Raw genomic sequence first — 21,473 nt, 5'->3', positions numbered from 1 at the left:
AACAGACTTTTTAATAACTGACAAATACGATTTAGCAATAACCATATTATGTAATAATATTTATGTTACTAACTAATAAGGCTTATTTCATCAGTAGTATTTAGGTACTTGTTACCTATTAAGCTTTTATAGCTTCTAATAAATCATCAACGCTATCTAATTTATCTATAAGCATTGGAACTATTTCATGTAAGTCTCCAACTACTCCATAATCAGCAATTTCTAATATTGGAGCTGCTGGGTTTTTGTTTATAGCAATTATGAAATCTGATGATTGCATACCTGCTAAATGTTGTATTGCTCCTGATATACCACAAGCTATGTATAGGTTTGGTTTAACAGTAGTTCCTGTTTGACCTACTTGGTGAGAATGGTCTATCCATCCAGCATCTACAGCAGCACGAGAAGAACCAACTACTCCACCTAATTTGTCAGCTAATTGTTTAAGCATTTCAAATCCTTCAGGTCCACCTAATCCTAGACCACCTGATACTATAACATTTGCATCTGTAAGAGATACTAAATCTTTTTTACTCTTAACTGTTTCTAAAACAGTAGTTCTTATATCATCTTGAGTTATTTTGTAATCTAATGCTATAACTTTACCAGTTCTTGTTTCGTCTTTTTCAGCTTTATCCATAACACCAGGTCTAACTGTAGACATTTGAGGTCTATGGTTTGGACAAATGATTGTAGCCATTATGTTTCCACCAAATGCTGGACGAGTTTGTTTTATTTTCTTATCTTCTGGGTCTATTTCTAATTTAGTACAGTCTGCTGTTAATCCAGTTCCTACTCTTGAAGCTATTCTAGGTGCTAAGTCTCTACCTATATGAGTTGCTCCGAAAAGCATTATTTCTGGTTTTATTTCATCTATTGCATCTTTTATTACTTTTGTATATGCATCAGTTGTATATTTTTCTAAAAGAGCATCATCTGCAACATAAACTTTATCAGCTCCATAAGAAATCAATTCTTTAGCTAATCCATCAACATCTTTTCCTAATAATACTGCACAAAGTTCTGCATCTACTTCTTTAGCTAATTTTCTTCCTTCTCCTAATAATTCGATAACTACTGGAGTTATTTTTCCATCTCTTTGCTCTGCAAATATCCATACGTTTTTATAAGAACTTAAATCTTTTATATCATTCATAGTTTGTACTCCTCCAACTTATATAATGTGCTTTTGTTTTAGACCTATTATTATTTTGTTAGCTATTTCGTCAGCTTTACCTTCTAAGATTTCTCCTTTTCCTCTTGGTTCAGGAGTAAATGATCTAAATACTTTAGTTGGTGATGCTTTTAAGCCAACTTCTTCTTTATTTACGTCTAAATCATCAATTGTCCAAACTTTTACATCATGTTTATATGCTTTAACTATTTTATCAACAGACATATATCTAGGTGCATTTAATTCTTTTACTGCTGTTAAAAGTACAGGCGTACTTACTTTAATTAATTCATATCCATCTTCTAATTGTCTTTGAACTATTATGTCTTTTCCTTCTATTTTGAAGTCTTGTACATATGTAACTTGAGGAATGTCTAGTTTTTCTGCAATTTGTGGTCCAACTTGTGCAGTATCTCCATCTATTGCTTGTCTTCCTGCAAATATTATATCATAATCGCCTATTTTAGATATTCCTGCTGCGATAGTATTTGATGTAGCCCAAGTATCAGCTCCTCCAAATGCTCTATCACTTAATAATATTGCATCATCAGCCCCCATAGCTAAACACTCTCTTAGCATAAAATCTGCTTGAGGAGGTCCCATTGTTATAACTGTTATAGTTACATCATCATGCTCATCTTTAATTTTTAATGCTTCTTCTAATGCATTTGCATCATCTGGGTTTAATATACTAGGAACCCCATCTCTTATAAGAGTACCTGTTTCTTTATTTATTCTTACTTCGTTAGTATCTGGAACTTGTTTTACGCAAACTAATATTTTCAAAGTCTATACCTCCAATTTCATTAGATTATTTATTATTTTAATACGTTTGATGAAATTACCATTTTTTGAACTTCTGATGTTCCTTCGTATATTGATACGATTCTAGCATCTCTGTAAATTCTTTCTATTTCATAATCTTTTATGAATCCATATCCACCGTGAAGTTGTAATGCTTTATAAGCAACTTCATTTGCAACTTCTGCTGCATAGTATTTAGCCATCGCAGATTCTTGAGCAACTCTCATTCCTGCATCTCTCTTTTGTGCTGCGTCATAAACTAATCCTCTAGCTGCACAAACTTTTGTTTCCATATCAGCTATAGTAAATTGAGTATTTTGGAATTTAGCTATAGGCTTACCAAATTGAACTCTTTGTTTTGTATATTTAACAGCTTCATCTAAAGCACCTTGAGCAATTCCTAAAGCTAAGGCAGCAACACCTATTCTACCTACTTCTAAAGTACCCATTGCTATTTTAAATCCATTACCTTCTTTTCCTATAAGGTTTTCTTTTGGAACTTTAACATTTTCAAATATTAAGTCAGAAGTTTCAGTTCCTCTTATACCCATCTTATCTTCATGAGCTCCTGTTGAGAAACCATCCCATTTGCTTTCTACTATAAATGCTGATGTCCCTCTAAGACCTTTAGATCTATCTGTAACTGCTATTACTATAGCTATATCGCAGAATGGTCCATTAGTTATGAAAGTTTTTCTACCATTTAATATGTAGTGGTCTCCTACTAATTCTGCTGTTGTTTGTTGTCCACCAGCATCAGAACCAGCTCCTGGCTCAGTTAAACCAAATGCTCCTATTAACTCACCTGTTGCTAAACCTCTTAAGTATTTTTGTTTTTGCTCTTCAGTACCATTGTAAAGTATTGGTAATGTAGCAAGAGAAGAACCAGCTGTTACAAAAGTAGCTGTTGAAGCACATCTTCTAGCTATTTCTTCCATTATGATAGCGTAAGAAACATAACCTGCTCCCCCTCCACCATATTCTTCTGGGATATTACTGCTTATAAATTTTGTCTCAGCTAATTTTTTGATTAATTCCTTAGGCATTACACCTGTTTTATCCATTTCTGCTGGTAAAGTATCTAATTCTTTACTAACAAAATCTCTTACTGCTTTTCTTAAAAGTTCTTGCTCTTTGTTATATAACATAGCTTCCTCCAATTTTCATATTTTATAGTAAATTTATTTTAATGAACTTAAGCTAAACTCATCATCTCAGCAAATGTTTGAATACGAGTTCTTGCTTGTTCATTATTCTGAGTTTGTTGGTCAATTTCAACATATAAAGTAGGTATTCCACTATCTTCTATATCTTTCTTAACTAAAGGATAATCGTATTCTTCTGGGTCACAGAATTTCATCATACAGAAGATAACACCATCTACATCTTTCTTTTTAACTTCATCTACTATAAGTGACCCACGTTTTTTCTTAGGGTCATAAGCTAATGAACAACCTTCTATGTTTGACCATTGTCTTGCTAATCTTTCTAATGCATCATCACCTGCAGGTACATCTGTTCTGAATTGTCTTGTTTCTTGAGCTAAATCATCTGCTACTACTGCTATATTATTGTCTTCTAAAATATCTAATATATCTTTAGAATCTGCTAATATACCTGTCAATAAAACTTTCTTTCCAGAACAGACTTCTTCTGGCATTGCGTTTAATTTTGCTATTAAATCTTTTACTAATTTAGTGTGTTCTTCTTTTCTCATAAAGAATCCACTTTTAATTACTAAGCTTCTTATTGATGGTTTTATAGTATTAGAATGTTTATAAGCTACTTCAACAAAGTCTCTCATAGTTTTTCTATGTTCATTGTAAATTTCTATACTGTCATGAATTTTTGCTTCTTCTATTTCATAACCACATATTTCTTCAAGTTCTCTTTTTACACCTTTGTACTCACTGATTAGGTATTTTACACCAGCTTCAAGTTTTCTGTTTTGTGGGTGTACTAATGATATATATTTTATGTGAGGTACTGCTGATTTCCAGTTTTGTCCTAAACAAATTAATGTGTCACACATACCTGGTATGATAACTCCAGATAATTCATCATATGCACCTTTTAATCCATATTCTAGACATGATTGCATTATTGAACATGCAAATGCAGGGAAATATTGTTTAGCTAAATCTAATTCTGTTTGTCCACCCCATATACCAACTGGAAGCATTCCAGCTGCATGTATAATTTCTTCTGGGCAATAAACTGGGAAACAACCTATAGCTTTTTTACCAGTTGCATTTTTATATTCTTTTACAGCCTTATTTGGATTTTCAACTACTTCTTTCATTTTAGATAAAATAGCTTCCATTATATCTCACCTCTATTAAGTTTTTTTCTTTCTTCCATTACTTCAACTAACCCTTGAATTCTTGTTTCAAATTGAGCATTAGTAAAGGCTCTAGGGTCTGCTTGGTCACCATCAAATCCAGCATATGGTAATCCAGTTTCTTCAGCTGCTCTTCTTTGCATTTCATATTGTATTAAACTCATAAGTTTACAGCTTCTGTTCATATGATAGAATGCTCCATCACATTTACCCTCTACTAAAGAATCAACTCTATATTTTGTCATACGGTCTAAGTTTACATTGTTAAACATAGTACTGTATGCTACTGCCATTCCATCTAAATCATTAACTTCATATTGTAATGCCCAAGCATGTGGGTAAACACTACCTGTCATATTAACTCCAAATTTAGCTAATGTTTTCATTTTATATCCAATATATGGCCAGCAAGGTATACCTTCCATCATTATTCTGTATTTTTCTTCTCCTCTGAAAGAAGATTTTCCAGTTTTCATGTTGTCTTCTAACTCTTCTATAAGTAATTTAAATGCTTCTGTAGTTTCTTTTTTACCTCTAGCACAAACTATTACAGCCATGTAAGTAAATAAATCAAATCCATTCATTGGTGAAGGAGAAGAATCTGCTGGTAAACTCATAGAATATTTCCATAGTCTTCCGTTTTCAGCTGATATTTTCATTACTTCTTCAAATTTCTTAGGGTCAAATTTCTTTCCTGATATAACTTCTAATTGTTTTATAGCTTCTTCAAATTGAGCTTTTATATAGTCTATTCTTGATTGAGTTACTTCATCTTCATTATTGAAAGTTGTATCAATCATTATTAAAGGTATATCCAATTCTCTTGAAATATTTTCATACCATTTTATAACTTGATTACATATATTATTACAGCAAAGTAGGAAATCTGGAGCTGGCATATCTAAAGCTTCGCATCCACCATTTTCTAAAAGACCAAAGTTTGTTCTTGCATATGCACATAGGTCGATAGAATATCCTTTAGATTCAGCCATTTCACATAATTCTAAAGAACCTTTTTTAGCCGCTACCCCAGCTGCTTGATTTTCTGGATATAATACATTTAAGTCAAATACTTCTGCTAACTCTTGAGGAAATACTGATGTTGACCAACCTACAGGTCTTCCTTCTTCTTTAGCTTTAAATGCATTTGCATATTGTTCAGCTAATAAATCGTTTATTACTACTCTAGCTTCTTTTTTTTCAGACATTGTCATCCCTCTTTTTATATATTTTTCACTTCTTTTTGTGATTCTTTTGCTTCATCAAAAGCATATAATGCTGCTCCTAAAGCACCAGTTAATTGAGGTATATCAGGTACAATAATTTCTGTATTGATTTCTCTTGCCATAGCTCTTACAATTCCACTATTTCTGGCAACTCCACCAACCATTACTACGTTTCTTTGTACTCCTATTCTTTTTGCTAGGCTAGAAACTCTCTTTGCTACTGAAGTGTGAATACCTGCTACTATATCTTCAATTTTTGCATTTTCTGATAAGTGTGATATAACTTCAGATTCTGCAAACACTGTGCATGTACTACTTATTGATACTTCATTTTGAGAATTCATAGATATACTTCCGAGTTCAGATACATCAACCTCTATTATTTTTGCCATTACATCTAAAAATCTTCCTGTACCTGCAGCGCATTTGTCATTCATAAGAAAGTTTAGTAATCTTCCATTCTTATCTAGCTTTAGTACTTTAGCATCTTGACCACCTATATCAATAATGGTTCTTGTCTCTGGAATTATGAAGTTTACTCCTCTAGCATGACAACTTAACTCACTTATCTGTTTGTCAGCATCAGAATATTTCATTCTCCCATACCCTGTAACTACTATTTTCTCAATGTCTTCTCTTGCAAGACCTGACTCACTATATAATTTTTCCAAAACTCTTGATGGTCCAGTAGTCCCAGTACCAGAAGATATAGTAGCTGAAGCCACAATATCCTCTCCATCTTTTAAAATTACTCCCTTTGATGCAGTTGAACCTATATCTAATCCCATTGTATACATCTTTAGTATTCTCCTTTCCCAAAATCTAGAAATACTAATTAGTATCTTACAACTTTATCTTCTTTTAAGTTATTTATTTTTGATTCGTCATAGCCTAAAGTTTTTAATACTTCTATAGTATGTTCCCCTACTTTTGGTGCTGGTGTATAATCTTTTATTCCTTCATTTCTAAACATAACTGGAGTATTAACTAAGACACCTGTATTTCCACTATCATATGTCTTCTTAAATAAGAAGTCATTTGCCCAAGCTTGTTCATCATCTAGTAAATCTTCACAGCTTTGGATTTTTTCAAATGGTAAGTCTGCTTCTTCTAATAGAACTGACCACTCATCTAATGTTTTTTCTAACATAGCTTCTCCAACTATCTTAACTAAACCTTCAATGTGATTAACCATTGAATCTATGTTGTTGTATCTGTCATCTTCTAATATATACTCTCTATTTATAACCTTACAGAATTTGCCTAACCACTTGTTGTATTGTATTAAAGCTAATTGAATCCATCTTCCATCTTTACATTTATATGTAGTCATTAATGGGCTGTTTGGATTTTCTCTTGATAAAGGCATTTCATTTCCGTATTGTGCTGTTGTTATCATTGTTCCCATTCCATATATAGCTGTATGGAAAAGACTTACTGTTACTCTTTCACCTATACCAGTTTGACCTTTTTTATGTAATGCTGCTAAACTACCTGCTGCTAATGCTAGACCTGCATAGTGGTCACCAAATCCTGCTGCTGTATTTGCTGGAGATGTTCCTTTTTCCATTACAGATTGGCTAACTCCTCCTCTTGCAAAGTATGCAGTATAGTCAAATCCTGGTTTATCTTTTAAAGGTCCTTTTTCACCATATCCTAATATTTGAGCAAATATTAATCCTGGATACTTATCTTTTATTTGATCATAAGCTATACCCATTTTTTCTAATGCTTGAACTCTAACATTAGTTACAAATATGTCTGCTTCTGATATTAATTTATGTAATATTTCTATTCCTTCTTTTGATTTTATATTAATACTTACACCCTTCTTATTTCCATTTTCTAATTCAAACATAGGGTTTTCATCATCTGATGCTGGAGATTTAAATGTTCCACCCATAACTCTTATTCCATCACCTTCTATAGGCTCAACTTTAATAACATCTGCACCCCAGTCACCTAACATTTTTGCACAACATGGTGCTGCGATGAAACTTGAAAGTTCTACTACCTTAACTCCTTCTAAAAGCATAACGTTTTCCTCCTTAATAGTATCAATTATAAAAATTCAATTAAATCACACATAAAGTACTTTTTTCTGATATTAACTATTTGGTGTCAAAGTTCCTAATCTTATTAAGATAACTTATAAAATTATTAAAAGTTATAAATGATTATTTTTTATATTTTTTATTGTCTTACACCTATATTGTTAAGCATTTATCGTGCCAACTTTATATTTAATCAAAATATCGCTTGATTTGAATGTTTTTTAACAATATACAATTGCATTATTAATTCCATTTCGTGGCATTATGCAACTCTCCATTGCATCTTGCTATTTTTTCCATGCATTTAAAAGTTTTTTTTATATATTTTTTTATGAAAAAGCTTGACATTTCAAAAAAAGTTTTCATTGCTAAACTCAAAAACACATGTTATCATTGTAATTAATCAGCAAGTTAGTTAACTAATTTCAGACTTAGATAATTTTTTAATAATATTTAATCTAAAAAATAACAATTTCTTTGATAAATTTTTAAAGCAATTATTCTATTAAATAAAAAATGACTAGATATAAAAATGACACAGGGAAAACAATTTCAAAACTAAATTTTTAACCTTAAAAATTTTGTACAAAAATATAACCTTATATGCTACATATTATTTCTAAATGAAAGATTACCATATAATTTAATAATTACAGGAGGGTATTGATATGAAAATACTAGTATTTGGAGCACGCGATTATGAAGAACCAGTAATAAAACAATGGTCTGAAGAGCATAAGGATGTTCAAGTGGATATTTATCCTGAAAACATGACTGAAGAAAATATCACTAAAGCTAAAGGATATGATGGTATATCTATACAACAAACTAACTATATAGATAATCCTTATATCTATGAAACTTTAAAAGATGCTGGAGTTAAAGTTATAGCTTCAAGAACTGCAGGGGTTGACATGATAGATTTTGATTTAGTTAATAAAAATGAACTTATTGTTACAAATGTTCCTTCTTATTCACCTAATGCAATAGCTGAATTAGCTGTTACTCAAGCTATGAACCTTTTAAGAAAGACTCCTTTAGTAAAGAAAAAAGTCTGTGAAGGTGACTATCGTTGGATAGCTGAACTTCTTGGAACAGAAGTTAGATCTATTACAGTTGGTGTTATAGGTACAGGAAAAATAGGTGCTACTTCTGCAAAATTATTCAAAGGCTTAGGAGCTAATGTAATTGCATTTGACCAATATCCAAATAAAGATTTAAATGATATATTAACTTATAAAGATTCTTTAGAAGACCTTCTTAAAGAAGCTGACCTTATAACATTACATACTCCTTTACTTGAAGGAACAAAACATATGATAAATAAAGATACTTTAGCTATAATGAAGGATGGAGCTTACATAGTAAACACTGGTCGTGGTGGTTTGATTAAGACAGGGGACTTAATAGAAGCACTAGAAGCTGGAAAAATAAGAGCTGCTGCCCTTGATACATTTGAAACTGAAGGATTATTCTTAAATAAAAAAATGAACCCAGGTGAATTAACTGACCCAGAAATAAACAAACTTCTTTCTATGGAACAAGTTATATTTACTCATCACCTTGGATTCTTCACTAGTACAGCGATAGAAAATATAGTTTATTCTAGTTTAAGTAGTGCTGTAGATGTTATAAGCACAGGAACTGCTGCTAACAGAGTAAATTAGTATTTTATAAATATATTTTTTCATTAATTAGCTATTATCTAACAAAATAGCCTTTAATTTCCCAAATATAAGAGAGTCTATTCAATATACATTGAGTATGACTCTCTTATATTGCTTTTCTTCTTTTATATTATTTGCATACACCTACTATTTATTATATTTTATATCGAATTTACAACCATCTTTATAATCATCCTATTAAATTACCCTAATTACAATCTACTTTTCCATCAAAAGACTTTGAATGGATACAATTCACTTTTTACCAGAAAAATACCAAACAAACTATGAAAATTGTATGATTAATATTAATATATTTATAAGAAAACATTACAAGAATGCTAGTTTGGGATTTTTGAGGAGGGATTATATTGGAAAAAATGAACAAAGCTACTTCTAAAAAGACGACCTGTATCGTCACTTCAGCGTTATTTGCATCTATAATATGTTTGACAATAGCTTATATATTACATATTCCAGTTGGTGGAAACAACGGATATGTTCATATAGGAGATGCCTTTATTTATCTAGCTGCAACTATTTTACCAACAAACTATGCTATAGCGGCCTCTGCAATAGGTGCTGGTCTAGCTGATTTATCTACAGGAGCTGCAATATGGGTAATACCAACTATAATTATAAAGCCAATACTTGTATTATTTTTCACTTCTAAAAGTGACAAGATAATAAACAAAAGAAATATAATTGCTTCATTTGTAGCAGGCATAGTAGGTCTAGTTTTATATATGTTTGCTGAGGGAATAATTATTGGAAGCTTTACGAGTGCTTTCGTAATGAGTTTACTTGGTTTGTTACAACCAATAGGAAGCTTTATTGTGTTTGTACTTCTAGGGATGGCACTTGATAAACTTGATTTTAAAAGACGTTATTTTAACTAAAGACTTAAATTTATGGAGGGAAAATTATGAATATCTTATATACAATTGAAAACAGTATCTATGTAAATATAACTAATACATGTCCATGTAAATGTGTGTTTTGCATAAGAAATGAAAAAGACGAAGTAGCAAATAGTGGTAGCTTATGGTTAGAACACGAACCAAGTATTGATGAAGTAAAAGAAGCCTTTGACAAATATAATTTAGATGAATATGATGAAATTGTATTTTGTGGATATGGTGAACCACTAATGAGAATAAATGAATTAATAGAAGTTGCTAAATTTATAAAGGAAAAAAGTAATATCAAAACAAGAATAAATACAAACGGTCTAAGCGATTTAATACACAATAAAAAAACTGCTATCATGTTAAAAGATGTAATAGATGCAGTATCAATAAGTCTTAATGCTCCAAATAAAGAAGCTTATAATAGAGTTACTCAACCAAAATTTGGAGAAAAATCATTTAACTATATGCTAGATTTCGCAAAGGATTGTAAAAAATATATAAAAGAAGTTGCTTTTTCAGTAGTAGATGAAATATCTCCAGAAGAAATAGAAGAATCTAAACAATTAGCAAAAGAACTTGATATACCATTAAGAGTTAGACATAAGAATTAACAATTATAAATTAGTATTTAAAATTTTAATACAAGATTGACAACATAAAAATAGTGACTATAGGGTTTTTAAAATAAAAGGGAGGCTGTAAGTAGATTTGTGTAAAAACAAATTTACCTATAGCCTTTTATACACTTTCATTATCTCTCTGATTTATCAATTAAAGCAATAATAACCATCCACCAATTAATATCAGAATTGAACCTGGTATTTTCTCCTTAATATTTTCTTTAAATATAAAGTGAGCAAGTATTAAAGTTATTATCATAGATACTTGAGAAAATGGTTCTGCTATACTGAGTTCTAAATTATTTAAAGCAATTAATAATGCTAGATAAGAATACCCATTAATAGCACCACTTAAAATCGAAAGTCCTTTCTTATTACTAAAAATTTCATAGATTACTTTTTGTTTCTTTTTAAATGCTAAAAAAACAAATAGATTTAATCCGACAAAAAAGTAAAGTATCGTTGAATACAGTATAGGAGATACTTGAACATAAAATGCCTTATCTAATACCCTTCCTACGGATTGAAAAAATATGTACAAAAACATCAATCTACATGGTAGATTATTTAAAATGGCAGATGCATTTTTTAATAAAGAGCTTACATTTTTTAATATAAATACTCCACCAATCATAATTATAATTCCTGCAACTTTTGCTAAACTAAAACTCTCACCTAAAAATACAACTGATAAAAGCAATAGAAATAGTGAGTTTAAACTGTTTATTGGAGTTACAAGTGAAACTTCACCAGTTGCTAGAGATGTTACATATGCTACTGACCCAATTGAATAAACTAAGCTACTTATATAGCATGGTAGTAAAAAAGACCAATCTCCAACTTTACTCGTTATACTAAATGGTAGTAAACATACTCCACCTATAAAGAAAAATAAAAATGATGAAGCTATATTTTTATAAATATCACCTTCTTCATCACCTAATAATCTTACAACTACTCTTTCAAAGGCTAATAGCACTACTCTAATTAATAGTGCAAAATAAGATATTATCATTTTTGACCTCACTTAAAAATTAATCTGACTTACTGAATATACTTACTAAATCTCATTATTATAAATCAAATCTACCATATGGGCAAATCTTTTGGGGTTTTCAATGTCTTATGTTTAAATACAGGCACCTTAAGCTTTTCTCCTAATTTACGACATTGTTCTTTATAAGCCCCCTTTAACTTATCATGAAAAACTATACCATCAATTCCACCATCAATACTGTCTACACACTTTTCTAATTTTTCAAATCCATCTTCATTATCATACATTCCACTTACAATCCATTGATTTGGTAATACATGTCCAATTGATATATTGTATTCTCTATTTTTTATAATATCTGCAAAAGAATTTTCAAAGTGAACTCCTCCTACACACAGTAAAGTTTTTATAGACTCATCATTATCAAATACTCTAATTAGAGATTTCGATAATACTTGTATTGCCGTCTTATTATTAAAACTATTACTATTACTTCCTATCTCAATATCTAACATAGGTACAGAATATTCTGTAATTAATTTAGATACTTCCCCATATGTAGTTCCAGACCAGTGAGTTGCTTCTGTTAATGTAGTGAATTCATCAAGAGAGTTTTCATTTTTTATATCTTCAATTGCATTAATTAAGTTTCTAAAATATTTTGGATTTGAATTTCCAAACTCGCCTGTTGGTACATCTCCAATAGTATGAGCTGTTAGAATATTTGCTGGAGCATTCTCTCCTTCATGCCAATTCACAACTCCTGCAAAATCAAAATTTTTGAAATACTTATTTAAAATTGGCAGATAATATTTATAATCATGACTTATTACATTTTCCGTTTTTACAAACTGGAATAAGTTATTATTTTTATCTATAAATTCTAATACAAAATTATCATCAACAATAATATCAGTCTGCTTTAAATCCATTACTTCCTCACAACAGTTAATTACATTCTTAGCCACTGGGTCTTTATCTAAATTATTACAAAAGAAGAAAACTGCTTTTTTGTTATTCATCTATAAATCACACTCCTATTATTCAAATACTAAATACTCTCATACTTAAAATCATCTAAATATCACTATATACTCCATTCAATTATTATACATAATATACTACCATACTTATTTTAGCTACACCTCTACCTGAGTTTCTATATATATGTGATACATCAGCTTTAAATCTTATAGAATTTCCACTAGATACAATATAATCCTCTCCATTTATTTTAATAGTTATTTCACCACTAAAAACTGTAATAAACTCTTGAGTTCCTGGAAGTTCAGCATTTGAATCCAATGTTCCACCCTCTTCTATCTCAATCATAAATATTTCAAATCTTCTTTTAGAATCAAATGGAAATATCGGATAACTTACATATTTTCCATCATCCTCAATAAAATGGTCTACATCCTTTTTATCAACCAATTCTATATCACTTTCTTGTCTTTCCATCAATGATGTAAATGATATTTTTAATCCATTCGTTATTTTCTTGATAGTAGATATAGTTGGATTCACTTCGCATTTTTCAATTTGAGACAACATACTCTTACTTACCCCACTAAGTTGAGAAATTTTATCTAAGCTAAGATGTTTTTCTTTCCTTATCTTTTTTAAATTCTCAGCAATTATTTCATTTAAATTCTGCATAAATTCACCTCTAATATACTTATATAATCCTAAGTATATTTAATTATTTTATCTAAAGACAGTAACTTACTTTAAAATATTTTATTCGATATACTGTACATTATGTTTAATATATAATATTCTTTTAGAAATGTAAATACTATTTTGAAATTTCCTTTAAAAATGAGCAAATAAAAAAGCCAGTAGCCCATATTTTTTTAAGCTACTAGCTTTTATTATCATAAAATTATATTTTTATATTTTAACTATAAAACTTAGATGCTCCTATCAGTTGTCTTTTGGAAACAATCTTAGCTAGATTAGCTAATGAAGATATTTTTATATCCTTAAAAGAAACTAAAAATACAAACTTAAAATCAGTGAATTCTTGATTTATATTATATATATCAAAATAGCATCTCAAATTATCAAATAGGTAATTTTCTTGCAAATCTGCCTCTATTTCATCAGTAGCATCTTTTAAATATGCTCTTACATCCTCAAATAAGACATTGAAATAAGACTCATCTATTTCCTCACCTAATTCTTCTAATATTTCTTCTATATCTAAATCATCCATATCAAAAGAATTTCCTGTTAATTGACAATCAAACACCAATATATTCTCCTGATTTATAGTATTTGATATATCTTGTACATATTCAAAATCTGGACGTAATTCTAAAATATCTTTTATCTCACTACTCTTTACATGAATTTTTCCTTTTCTGTTTTCTAGTTTTAAATCTATCATATGCTCCCCCTTTCAATTTATAAGTCTTTTAATTACTTTGTTCTATAATCTTTTTAATATCTATCCAGTTATTAACTCTAATTATGTTTTGATGTTCAATATTTTTATTATAGTTAGTATCTAAAAGTATTACTTTAACACCTGCATCAGCTAATTGGACTGAGTTTAAAGGGTTATCTTCTATAAATATATCACAACTCAGTTCTCTTGCCTTTTCAACTTTATAATCACTTCCTAATAAGTAAACATCTATATCTAAAATTCCTTGTCTAATTAACCAGTTTTTAGTTACATCAGTTAAACATTCATGTCTAGCAGTTACAAAATATAAATTATGCCCCTTAGATAATTCATCTATTACTTCAATAGCTCCTTCTACAATTTCTGCTTCATCATATGAATGTACATACTTATCATTAAATTCTGTATATACATCGCTTATTCCTGAACCATATAATTCTTCCCAATTGTGAGTTATACACTCTGACTCTGTAATGTTTTTATTGAAGATATCATTTAGGTATGGAAGAAAATGATAAGGACTAGTTATTGTTCCATCTATATCAATACATATATTTAATTTGTTCATTTTTACCTCCATGTAACATTTATTGATTTTATTAATCAAATATTATAGCACAGCTTTAATTATAAATCAAAATCACATATATGACTATACCTATATAATACCAAAAAGCTTGCATATTTAAGCAAGCTTTTTATAAATTTTACATTTTCAACTAATATATAAGTTTTTCTAAAGTTGGTTCTACTCCAAATTGTGTTTTTAGTTCTCTATATTCATTTAATGCTTTTTCATTATTTATTTTAGTTTTTATTGCTCTTATCATTAAATTTTTTGGTGTATCTAATGGGGATATGTATTCTACCACAGAAGTATCGTATCCATTTCCTTCTAACAATAAAGTTCTTAAACCATCAGTTATTAAGTCTGCAAATCTAGCTTTAAATACTCCATGTTTTAATATTGGTTCCATAGCTTCATATTTATATTGTCCTAATAACTCCTTATGACAGCATGGTACTACTACTATAGCTTCTGACTTTGCTCTAATCCCTAGTCCTATAGCCATATCTGTTGCTGTATCACAAGCATGTAAGCTTATTACAAGGTCAACATCTCTATTAGGTGTATAATTAGTTAAATCCTCTTTTATAAATAACATATTTTTATAGCCTAAATTTTTAGCCATCTTCTTTGAAGCTTCTATAACTACATCTGAATAATCTATTCCTATAAAATAACAGTTTTTCTTTAATACTTCTTTTATATAGAAGTTTAGTACAAAACTTAGATATGATTTACCACAAGCACAATCTAATATTGTTATACAGTCTTTGTCTTTTATTTCTTTTAAAATATTGTCTATAAGCTCCACAAAGTGGTCTATTTGATTATACTTTCTTATTTTATCGTTTTTTATTTTACCATCTTTTGTAAGTACTCCAATTTCTTTTAAAAGTGCATTTGCTTGTCCTACTTTTACATAGTACTCTCTGTTTTTTATTTGAGATGCTGTAAATTCATCTATTTTTGGTACTTCTTCTTTATTATCTAGATACTTTACATTTACTTTTTTATTGTCTCCTTCTATTACGACAATAGTACCTCTTTCAATATATCTAAATACTAGTGCATCATAATTTTCAGCTTCTTTAGATATAATTTTTAACAATTTACTAAATGTATATAACTCTGATTTGCCTTTAAAATTAAATTTGTACTTACCTTCTTCTTCTGTTGCAATTCCTTTAAATTCTTTTCTTCCTGATTTAAAAACTACTTCTAATTCAATAAAAAAATCTTCATTTTCAAGGTTTCTCTGAGTAATCCCCATAAAAAACATATTTAGTTTTCCTATACTCTGCTTATTCATCCTAATCTCCCTTTTAACTTATCTCTTTAACTCTTATTAATCAATAGTATTTGACCCATCTATTTCTTCATTTAAATCATTCAATCTATTTTTAAAACTTTCTATCTGCTTATCTGATAAATCAAGATACTCAGTTATCTTGCCTATATATTTAGGACTTTTAGTATTTATTAATTTTAAGGCACTATCCATGGACTTTTGTCTAAGTTCATACGCCTTTTTTACATCATCTCTAGCACTGCTTAATACCTTTGTATATTCATCCTTAGAAAGTTCTGGGATTTGCATATTCTCATATTCTTCTATAACTTCTTTACATTTATTTCTAGCATTTGTAACATCTTTTTTTATACTAGATAATTTAGTTATGTTTTTTGCAATATCCTTAGTATAAGGTATACATTCTCTCATTGGTACTAAAGCTACTCTTTCTATATTATAAATTTCTTTCTTGAAAATTCCTATACTTTCTAGGTCTATTTTTTTAATATCTTCACTATCATTTTCTTTACTTGTATAATTATCATTGTTTTCTTCAGTATTTCCTTGTTTTTCTGATTCACTATTTGTTGAAGTATTTCTTTCTAAATCATTATTCTTTGTTACATCTTGTTTATTTTCTTCTTTATTATTTTCTGTACTTTGTGTATTTTTATCTTGTTTTAAATCACTATCTTCTTTTTCATTAAAATTTGATACATATTTTTCATCATACGTCTCATCAGAAATATAATTATGATAATACATAGATTCTTTTATCTTATTAAGTCCACTCATATATATGTTGCTTATCATTATTGTTGTAGCTAACACTACATAAATACTACTGTAGATACAAGACCTCTTAAAATTCTTGTAATTTCTGAATATCACTATCAAAGGAATAAGATATAAAAATATAAAAACTAATATCCACCTCATAAATCGTGTCTCCTTTCTCAAAACCGAAATCCCTCAAATATTTATTTTTAATCGTGTATCTTATAGTATTTACCAATTTATGTTTTTTAATCGTGAACTTTTATTAAATTAAATTCTGTATAATCACAAGATGCTAATATATATTCAACTCCATTTCGAATCCCTTTTAGACCCATTTTAAAAGACTCTTTACCATGCAAGTGACCATAAATCACCTTTTCAACATTATATTCTTCATATAATTTTGTAAACAAAGACTCCTCTAATCTATCATTTGTAGGAGGATAATGAGTGATTACTATTATTTTAGAATAACCTTTTTTATGTGCAGACTCTAATGACAGCCTTAATCTATTTTCTTCTCTTTTATAAACTTTTTCATCCGTCTCATCAAATTTAACATCATTAGGACATATCCAACCTCTGCCTCCACAAATTGCATAATCTCTATATTCATAGAAATTTGTTTGAATAAAACGCATATTTTCATATAGCTTATTCAAACTTGTAACTGTTGTCCACCAATAGTCGTGATTTCCCTTTATAAGTATTTTTTTACCTGGAAGTTCATTTATTATGTCTAAGTCTTTTTTAGCTTCTGATAAATTAATTCCCCAAGACGTATCTCCTAATACTAATACTACATCTTCCTCTGTAACAACCTCTTTCCAATTATCTATAATCTTTTTTTCATGACCATCCCAATTACTGCCAAAGATATTCATTGGCTTATTTACCGATGTTGAAAAATGTAAATCACCTATTGCATATAAACTCATAACATCATTCCTTCCTTGATTAAACTAAATAGGCTGTCTCTTCTTAGAAATTATTTTCCATTAAGAGGCAGCCCCATTAATATTTAGTAAATTTTCTATAAGTAGCTTTATTGAACCACTCTATCATCTACCTTAGTATCCTTATATTGCTCTAATAACATATCTATTTCTTGTTTTAATTCTAAAATTTCGGTTATGTTTTTGTCTGTTTCAGTTCTATCCAACTTTCTTTGATACTGCATAGCTTTATGTGTATCACCTAAGTCATATAACTCTTGTATTCTATTTAGAGTGTCTCTAATTGCTATAGACTTCATTTGATACATAGCCTGAGCTTTCATTATATCCTCTCTTATTTCACTCATTTCTTGGTCTAAGAGAAACGCAGCATCAGAAGCTCTTCTAAGTCTTTCTGCTAGAGTCTCAGGTATGTAATGGTCATATTTATATTTTAATGAATGTTCTATTGTAGCCCAGAAATTCATTGCAAGAGTTCTTATTTGTATTTCACATATAATTTCTTTTGAGCCCGCAATTGAGTTTATAGGATATTTTATTATAACATGATAGCTTCTATAACCACTATCTTTGTAGTTTGTAATATAATCTTTTTCTCCTATTATAGTCATATCGTTTCTTACTTTTATCAAATCAACTATAGAATATATATCTTCAACAAACTGGCACATTATTCTTATACCAGCGATATCATCAATTTCAGTTTCTAAATCTTTTGCATTTAGCCTTTTTAACTTAGATATTATGGAAGATATTTTTTTTGTCCTTCCTGTGACAAATTCTATGGGAGAATATTCGCCTTTTGCTAAATATTCTTTTCTTATATTTTTAAATTTTATTTTCAATTCTTCTACTGCATGTTCATAAGGCGCTAGTATTTCATTCCATTTTTCGTATTCCATATTGCTCACCCTTTATTTGTTTTTTATGACCTTCTTTATTTTATCATAATTTATTTTGTTTTTGTATAGTAAAGCAATTCTCCATCCTCTAAGATATACCCTATTTCGTCTAAATCAATTAGGTAACTTATAACAGATACCAATGAAGATTTAAAAAAATGATACTCTTTATAATTATTGCTTAAATTATTGTTATTTATAATATTTTTTAGTAAAATTTCTAAAGATTTTGGTTTTTCAAGTAACTGTCTTATTTGGTATAAATATTTATCTAAAGCATTCAAATGCTTTTCTATTAATTTATAAGCATCTTCTTTTGATATCACTTGTTTTCCATGACCCAAAACTAAATACTCAAAATCTATACCTTTTAACTTTTCTAATGAGTTCATTTGTTCTTGTATATCATATAAAAATAAGAAATCATATTTTGATAGAATTTCATCTCCTATCAAAAGGTCTCCCACAAAAATCACCTTATCTTTAGTTAAAACAGCTATACTTCCAGGTGTATGTCCCTGAAATTCAATTATATCAAACATTTCATTATTTAATTCCAGCCTACCTCCATCTATAGTTTTATCTATTTCTATATCATCTAACATTTTACTTTTTAAAATATTATCCATAAATATATTGCTTTTCCCCCCAACAATATACTTTGAAAATAATTCTGGGTTTTCTATATATAACTTATCGTATTTTGATGACATTACACACACATCTTTATAATGTTCTTTAAATTGATTACATGCCCCATAGTGGTCATCATGGCCATGAGTATTTATAATATATCTAACTTGTATTTTATTTTCATCCAATACTTTGGTTACTCTTCTGGGCCTCGAACCACATAATCCTGGGTCTATCATAAGTGCTGTATTATCCTCAAACACATATATTCCTGTATTTGTACCACCTTTTATAAAGAAAGTATTCCCTTTTACTTTTGTTAGATTCACCATCTTCACCTCATTTTGACAATATTTATACTACAAGTTATTATTTATTTAATATAAGACTCTAGTAGAATAAGCCTTTTTATTCTATTAATAGTTCTTTTTTTTATTTTAGGTTCTTTAGATATCCTTATTTTTACATTATATGCTAAATCTCTGTAAAATAGCGATTCTATAAAATATTCAACTATACCTCTATCCTTAAAATCTATATCTATAATGCCATTAGAATAAAGTTTTGAATCTAGTATCATAAGTTTATCAAAAAAGCTTAATCTCTCAGATTTGCTCAAATAACCTTTGCCTGGAATAAAGCTTTCACAATAATCTATTCTATAATTTACCACTTCATCATTTATTTCAAATCCAAATTGTCTCTTCATCAACTCTTTATAGTCATTATTTTTCTTAGTGACATTATCTAGATTTTTGTTATAGTCTGCTTTTTTCCAATGTCCAAATAATCTGCAATTTAGTGGTCTAACTTCATATATTAAACACCTATTATCATCGTCTTTGAATGGACATGAATTTTTTTTGGAATACTCTTCAAAATAATAGTCTACTATTTTACTTATACATCTTCTTCTTAAATCCGCTCTATCTTCAAGATAACAAAATATATTCAAAAACTCAATTAAATTTATACCTACTGATTCCATACAACAATTACCACAACCAGAACAATTTCCAGTTGGTAAGGATTCATATACATCATTTAGTTCATTAAAGAGCTTATTTTTAGTGGAATAATCTATACAATTTAAAATATCTTTATTTTTTATACTAGTCATTATTATTACTCCTTGTTATAATTATTAAGTTAATACAAACAATTATTATAACATATTTTTTAAATTTAATCGCATGAGGAGGCATTTTATGAATAGATATACAAAAATCATTAATATGATGGGAAGTTACTATACAAAAGACTTTGAAAAAGAAAAAAAGAATGTAGTAAAAGTTAGAGAAGTTAAAGAAGACACGGTTAAAAAATTTTTCTTACAGGGTGACTGTGAAGTTCTAGTAGTATTTGAAGATACTGGCAAAGAAATACTTATTGACGATTTTTCTCCTGAAGAGGATATCAAAAAATACTTAGGAATAAAATTTATAAATAAAAAAAGATAGTTATTAAAACCAATCATCTAAAATATATAATAATAACTACATGTAGTTATTATTATATATTTTCACAATCAAAAGTTATCTTTTATCTCTTTTTTAGACTTTAAGATAGCTTTTTTTCTATTTTTTGTAAAATAATTCCATAACCCACACTAATATTTCACAAAATGATATAATATAACAAATAGATAAATTTTTTAAGTTTCTTAATACTTAATATTTTGCGAGGTGATTTTATGCAAATTTATTTTAGAGTTAAAGCTGTTGGCAAACGTAGACCTATGCTAGAACTTACCCCCTTTGATTTATCTGACAACATCAATTGCCTAAAAGAGGCTATCTCTGAAATTGTATCTAAAAATGTTCTTGAATATAATGAAAAGACCCCAGAAAAATCAATAATAAGCTTTTTAACTAGTGAAGAGATTGAGTCTCAAGCTACCATTGGAAAAGTTGGATTCGGCTCTATCTACAATGAGAACAAACAATCTGTAGAAAAAGCCATAGAAGTTGCACTACAAGCATTTGAAGATGGAATCTATAAAGTTCTTATAAACGAAGATGTTATTGAAGAACTCAATTCTCCTATAAATTTAAAAGATGGTGATATATTCACTTTTATAAGACTCACTCTACTTGCTGGAAGAATGTTTTAAAATAAATAAATTGGAGGTACATA

Annotated in this window: 23 protein-coding genes; 5 read left to right on the top strand and 18 right to left on the bottom strand. The window is 28.8% G+C overall.

The window, feature by feature from the left end:
* Positions 1-118: 118 nt before the first annotated feature.
* Genes KGF46_RS15985 through hadA form a run of 7 tightly spaced genes read right to left on the bottom strand, consistent with a single transcriptional unit; the run spans position 119 to position 7,580 of the window.
* Complete coding sequence (locus tag KGF46_RS15985; RefSeq protein WP_227829326.1) at positions 119-1,156, bottom strand: electron transfer flavoprotein subunit alpha/FixB family protein; 1,038 nt, start codon at positions 1,154-1,156, stop codon at positions 119-121.
* An 18-nt stretch (positions 1,157-1,174) separates the two neighbouring features.
* Complete coding sequence (gene etfB / locus KGF46_RS15980) at positions 1,175-1,960, bottom strand: electron transfer flavoprotein subunit beta (RefSeq protein ID WP_227829325.1); 786 nt, start codon at positions 1,958-1,960, stop codon at positions 1,175-1,177.
* 32 nt (positions 1,961-1,992) lie between these two features.
* Positions 1,993-3,126: a putative isocaproyl-CoA dehydrogenase AcdB gene (acdB, locus tag KGF46_RS15975; RefSeq protein WP_227829324.1), complete on the bottom strand. Its 1,134-nt coding sequence runs from the start codon at positions 3,124-3,126 to the stop codon at positions 1,993-1,995.
* A 47-nt stretch (positions 3,127-3,173) separates the two neighbouring features.
* A complete protein-coding gene (gene hadC / locus KGF46_RS15970; RefSeq protein ID WP_227829323.1) occupies positions 3,174-4,301 on the bottom strand; it encodes a (R)-2-hydroxyisocaproyl-CoA dehydratase subunit beta in 1,128 nt (375 codons plus the stop codon).
* The gene (hadB, locus tag KGF46_RS15965; RefSeq protein WP_227452795.1) at positions 4,301-5,527 is read right to left on the bottom strand and encodes a (R)-2-hydroxyisocaproyl-CoA dehydratase subunit HadB; all 1,227 of its coding nucleotides are present in this window, start codon (positions 5,525-5,527) and stop codon (positions 4,301-4,303) included. Before hadB ends, hadC begins: the two co-directional genes overlap by 1 nt.
* Positions 5,528-5,541: 14 nt before the next feature.
* On the bottom strand, positions 5,542-6,342 hold the full coding sequence (gene hadI / locus KGF46_RS15960; protein ID WP_227829322.1) for a 2-hydroxyisocaproyl-CoA dehydratase activator HadI: 801 nt from the start codon (positions 6,340-6,342) through the stop codon (positions 5,542-5,544).
* Positions 6,343-6,380: 38 nt separating this feature from the next.
* Positions 6,381-7,580: an isocaprenoyl-CoA:2-hydroxyisocaproate CoA-transferase HadA gene (gene hadA, locus KGF46_RS15955; RefSeq protein ID WP_227829321.1), complete on the bottom strand. Its 1,200-nt coding sequence runs from the start codon at positions 7,578-7,580 to the stop codon at positions 6,381-6,383.
* Positions 7,581-8,267: 687 nt separating this feature from the next.
* Between hadA and KGF46_RS15950 the strand changes: the two genes are divergently transcribed.
* The 3 genes from KGF46_RS15950 (at position 8,268) to KGF46_RS15940 (ending at position 10,788) form a co-directional block, all read left to right on the top strand.
* Complete coding sequence (locus KGF46_RS15950; RefSeq protein ID WP_227829320.1) at positions 8,268-9,266, top strand: D-2-hydroxyacid dehydrogenase; 999 nt, start codon at positions 8,268-8,270, stop codon at positions 9,264-9,266.
* Positions 9,267-9,637: 371 nt separating this feature from the next.
* Positions 9,638-10,165, top strand: a complete 528-nt coding sequence (locus tag KGF46_RS15945; protein ID WP_227850726.1) for a TIGR04002 family protein — start codon at positions 9,638-9,640, stop codon at positions 10,163-10,165.
* Between the two features lie 26 nt (positions 10,166-10,191).
* Positions 10,192-10,788, top strand: coding sequence for a TIGR04100 family radical SAM protein (locus tag KGF46_RS15940; protein WP_227842904.1), 597 nt, complete (start codon positions 10,192-10,194; stop codon positions 10,786-10,788).
* A 160-nt stretch (positions 10,789-10,948) separates the two neighbouring features.
* Here KGF46_RS15940 and KGF46_RS15935 read toward each other — a convergent pair whose 3' ends face one another.
* The 11 genes from KGF46_RS15935 to KGF46_RS15885 form a co-directional block, all read right to left on the bottom strand.
* Positions 10,949-11,812 (bottom strand): EamA family transporter, encoded by an 864-nt coding sequence (locus tag KGF46_RS15935; RefSeq protein ID WP_227829317.1) that lies wholly within the window; start codon positions 11,810-11,812, stop codon positions 10,949-10,951.
* A 71-nt stretch (positions 11,813-11,883) separates the two neighbouring features.
* Positions 11,884-12,816 (bottom strand): D-aminoacyl-tRNA deacylase, encoded by a 933-nt coding sequence (locus KGF46_RS15930; protein ID WP_227829316.1) that lies wholly within the window; start codon positions 12,814-12,816, stop codon positions 11,884-11,886.
* Positions 12,817-12,901: 85 nt separating this feature from the next.
* Positions 12,902-13,453 carry a helix-turn-helix domain-containing protein gene (locus KGF46_RS15925; RefSeq protein ID WP_227829315.1) on the bottom strand — a complete coding sequence of 184 codons (552 nt, stop codon included), beginning with the start codon at positions 13,451-13,453 and terminating at the stop codon, positions 12,902-12,904.
* A 241-nt stretch (positions 13,454-13,694) separates the two neighbouring features.
* The gene (locus tag KGF46_RS15920; RefSeq protein WP_054272357.1) at positions 13,695-14,186 is read right to left on the bottom strand and encodes a hypothetical protein; all 492 of its coding nucleotides are present in this window, start codon (positions 14,184-14,186) and stop codon (positions 13,695-13,697) included.
* Positions 14,187-14,214: 28 nt separating this feature from the next.
* Entirely contained in the window at positions 14,215-14,775 is a 561-nt protein-coding gene (locus KGF46_RS15915) for a 5' nucleotidase, NT5C type (protein ID WP_227829314.1), read from the bottom strand.
* A 151-nt stretch (positions 14,776-14,926) separates the two neighbouring features.
* Positions 14,927-16,084, bottom strand: a complete 1,158-nt coding sequence (locus KGF46_RS15910) for a class I SAM-dependent methyltransferase (RefSeq protein ID WP_227842902.1) — start codon at positions 16,082-16,084, stop codon at positions 14,927-14,929.
* Positions 16,085-16,120: 36 nt separating this feature from the next.
* Positions 16,121-17,005 (bottom strand): hypothetical protein, encoded by an 885-nt coding sequence (locus KGF46_RS15905; RefSeq protein WP_227829312.1) that lies wholly within the window; start codon positions 17,003-17,005, stop codon positions 16,121-16,123.
* Between the two features lie 86 nt (positions 17,006-17,091).
* A complete protein-coding gene (locus tag KGF46_RS15900) occupies positions 17,092-17,784 on the bottom strand; it encodes a metallophosphoesterase (protein WP_227829311.1) in 693 nt (230 codons plus the stop codon).
* A gap of 107 nt (positions 17,785-17,891) precedes the next feature.
* Positions 17,892-18,704 (bottom strand): GTP pyrophosphokinase family protein, encoded by an 813-nt coding sequence (locus tag KGF46_RS15895; protein ID WP_227829310.1) that lies wholly within the window; start codon positions 18,702-18,704, stop codon positions 17,892-17,894.
* A gap of 50 nt (positions 18,705-18,754) precedes the next feature.
* Positions 18,755-19,666: an MBL fold metallo-hydrolase gene (locus tag KGF46_RS15890; protein ID WP_413841143.1), complete on the bottom strand. Its 912-nt coding sequence runs from the start codon at positions 19,664-19,666 to the stop codon at positions 18,755-18,757.
* A gap of 44 nt (positions 19,667-19,710) precedes the next feature.
* A complete protein-coding gene (locus KGF46_RS15885) occupies positions 19,711-20,457 on the bottom strand; it encodes a YkgJ family cysteine cluster protein (RefSeq protein ID WP_227829308.1) in 747 nt (248 codons plus the stop codon).
* Between the two features lie 88 nt (positions 20,458-20,545).
* Here KGF46_RS15885 and KGF46_RS15880 point away from each other — a divergent pair, with 88 nt between their 5' ends.
* Entirely contained in the window at positions 20,546-20,797 is a 252-nt protein-coding gene (locus KGF46_RS15880) for a hypothetical protein (RefSeq protein ID WP_227829307.1), read from the top strand.
* 233 nt (positions 20,798-21,030) lie between these two features.
* On the top strand, positions 21,031-21,450 hold the full coding sequence (locus KGF46_RS15875; protein WP_227829306.1) for a hypothetical protein: 420 nt from the start codon (positions 21,031-21,033) through the stop codon (positions 21,448-21,450).
* The last annotated feature ends 23 nt before the right edge of the window (positions 21,451-21,473 follow it).

This window comes from Clostridioides sp. ZZV14-6153, assembly GCF_020657855.1.
Lineage (GTDB): Bacteria > Bacillota > Clostridia > Peptostreptococcales > Peptostreptococcaceae > Clostridioides.
The sequence above is the reverse complement of the archived record's forward strand: the minus strand, read 5'-3'. Positions and strand labels throughout refer to the sequence as shown.

Coding starts and splice junctions, on each gene's coding strand:
- KGF46_RS15985 (WP_227829326.1), bottom strand. CDS start 1,156: ATGAATGATATAAAAGATTTAAGTTCTTATAAAAACGTATGGATATTT.
- acdB (WP_227829324.1), bottom strand. CDS start 3,126: ATGTTATATAACAAAGAGCAAGAACTTTTAAGAAAAGCAGTAAGAGAT.
- hadC (WP_227829323.1), bottom strand. CDS start 4,301: ATGGAAGCTATTTTATCTAAAATGAAAGAAGTAGTTGAAAATCCAAAT.
- hadB (WP_227452795.1), bottom strand. CDS start 5,527: ATGTCTGAAAAAAAAGAAGCTAGAGTAGTAATAAACGATTTATTAGCT.
- hadI (WP_227829322.1), bottom strand. CDS start 6,342: ATGTATACAATGGGATTAGATATAGGTTCAACTGCATCAAAGGGAGTA.
- hadA (WP_227829321.1), bottom strand. CDS start 7,580: ATGCTTTTAGAAGGAGTTAAGGTAGTAGAACTTTCAAGTTTCATCGCA.
- KGF46_RS15950 (WP_227829320.1), top strand. CDS start 8,268: ATGAAAATACTAGTATTTGGAGCACGCGATTATGAAGAACCAGTAATA.
- KGF46_RS15940 (WP_227842904.1), top strand. CDS start 10,192: ATGAATATCTTATATACAATTGAAAACAGTATCTATGTAAATATAACT.
- KGF46_RS15935 (WP_227829317.1), bottom strand. CDS start 11,812: ATGATAATATCTTATTTTGCACTATTAATTAGAGTAGTGCTATTAGCC.
- KGF46_RS15930 (WP_227829316.1), bottom strand. CDS start 12,816: ATGAATAACAAAAAAGCAGTTTTCTTCTTTTGTAATAATTTAGATAAA.
- KGF46_RS15925 (WP_227829315.1), bottom strand. CDS start 13,453: ATGCAGAATTTAAATGAAATAATTGCTGAGAATTTAAAAAAGATAAGG.
- KGF46_RS15920 (WP_054272357.1), bottom strand. CDS start 14,186: ATGATAGATTTAAAACTAGAAAACAGAAAAGGAAAAATTCATGTAAAG.
- KGF46_RS15915 (WP_227829314.1), bottom strand. CDS start 14,775: ATGAACAAATTAAATATATGTATTGATATAGATGGAACAATAACTAGT.
- KGF46_RS15910 (WP_227842902.1), bottom strand. CDS start 16,084: ATGAATAAGCAGAGTATAGGAAAACTAAATATGTTTTTTATGGGGATT.
- KGF46_RS15905 (WP_227829312.1), bottom strand. CDS start 17,005: ATGAGGTGGATATTAGTTTTTATATTTTTATATCTTATTCCTTTGATA.
- KGF46_RS15900 (WP_227829311.1), bottom strand. CDS start 17,784: ATGAGTTTATATGCAATAGGTGATTTACATTTTTCAACATCGGTAAAT.
- KGF46_RS15895 (WP_227829310.1), bottom strand. CDS start 18,704: ATGGAATACGAAAAATGGAATGAAATACTAGCGCCTTATGAACATGCA.
- KGF46_RS15885 (WP_227829308.1), bottom strand. CDS start 20,457: ATGACTAGTATAAAAAATAAAGATATTTTAAATTGTATAGATTATTCC.
- KGF46_RS15880 (WP_227829307.1), top strand. CDS start 20,546: ATGAATAGATATACAAAAATCATTAATATGATGGGAAGTTACTATACA.
- KGF46_RS15875 (WP_227829306.1), top strand. CDS start 21,031: ATGCAAATTTATTTTAGAGTTAAAGCTGTTGGCAAACGTAGACCTATG.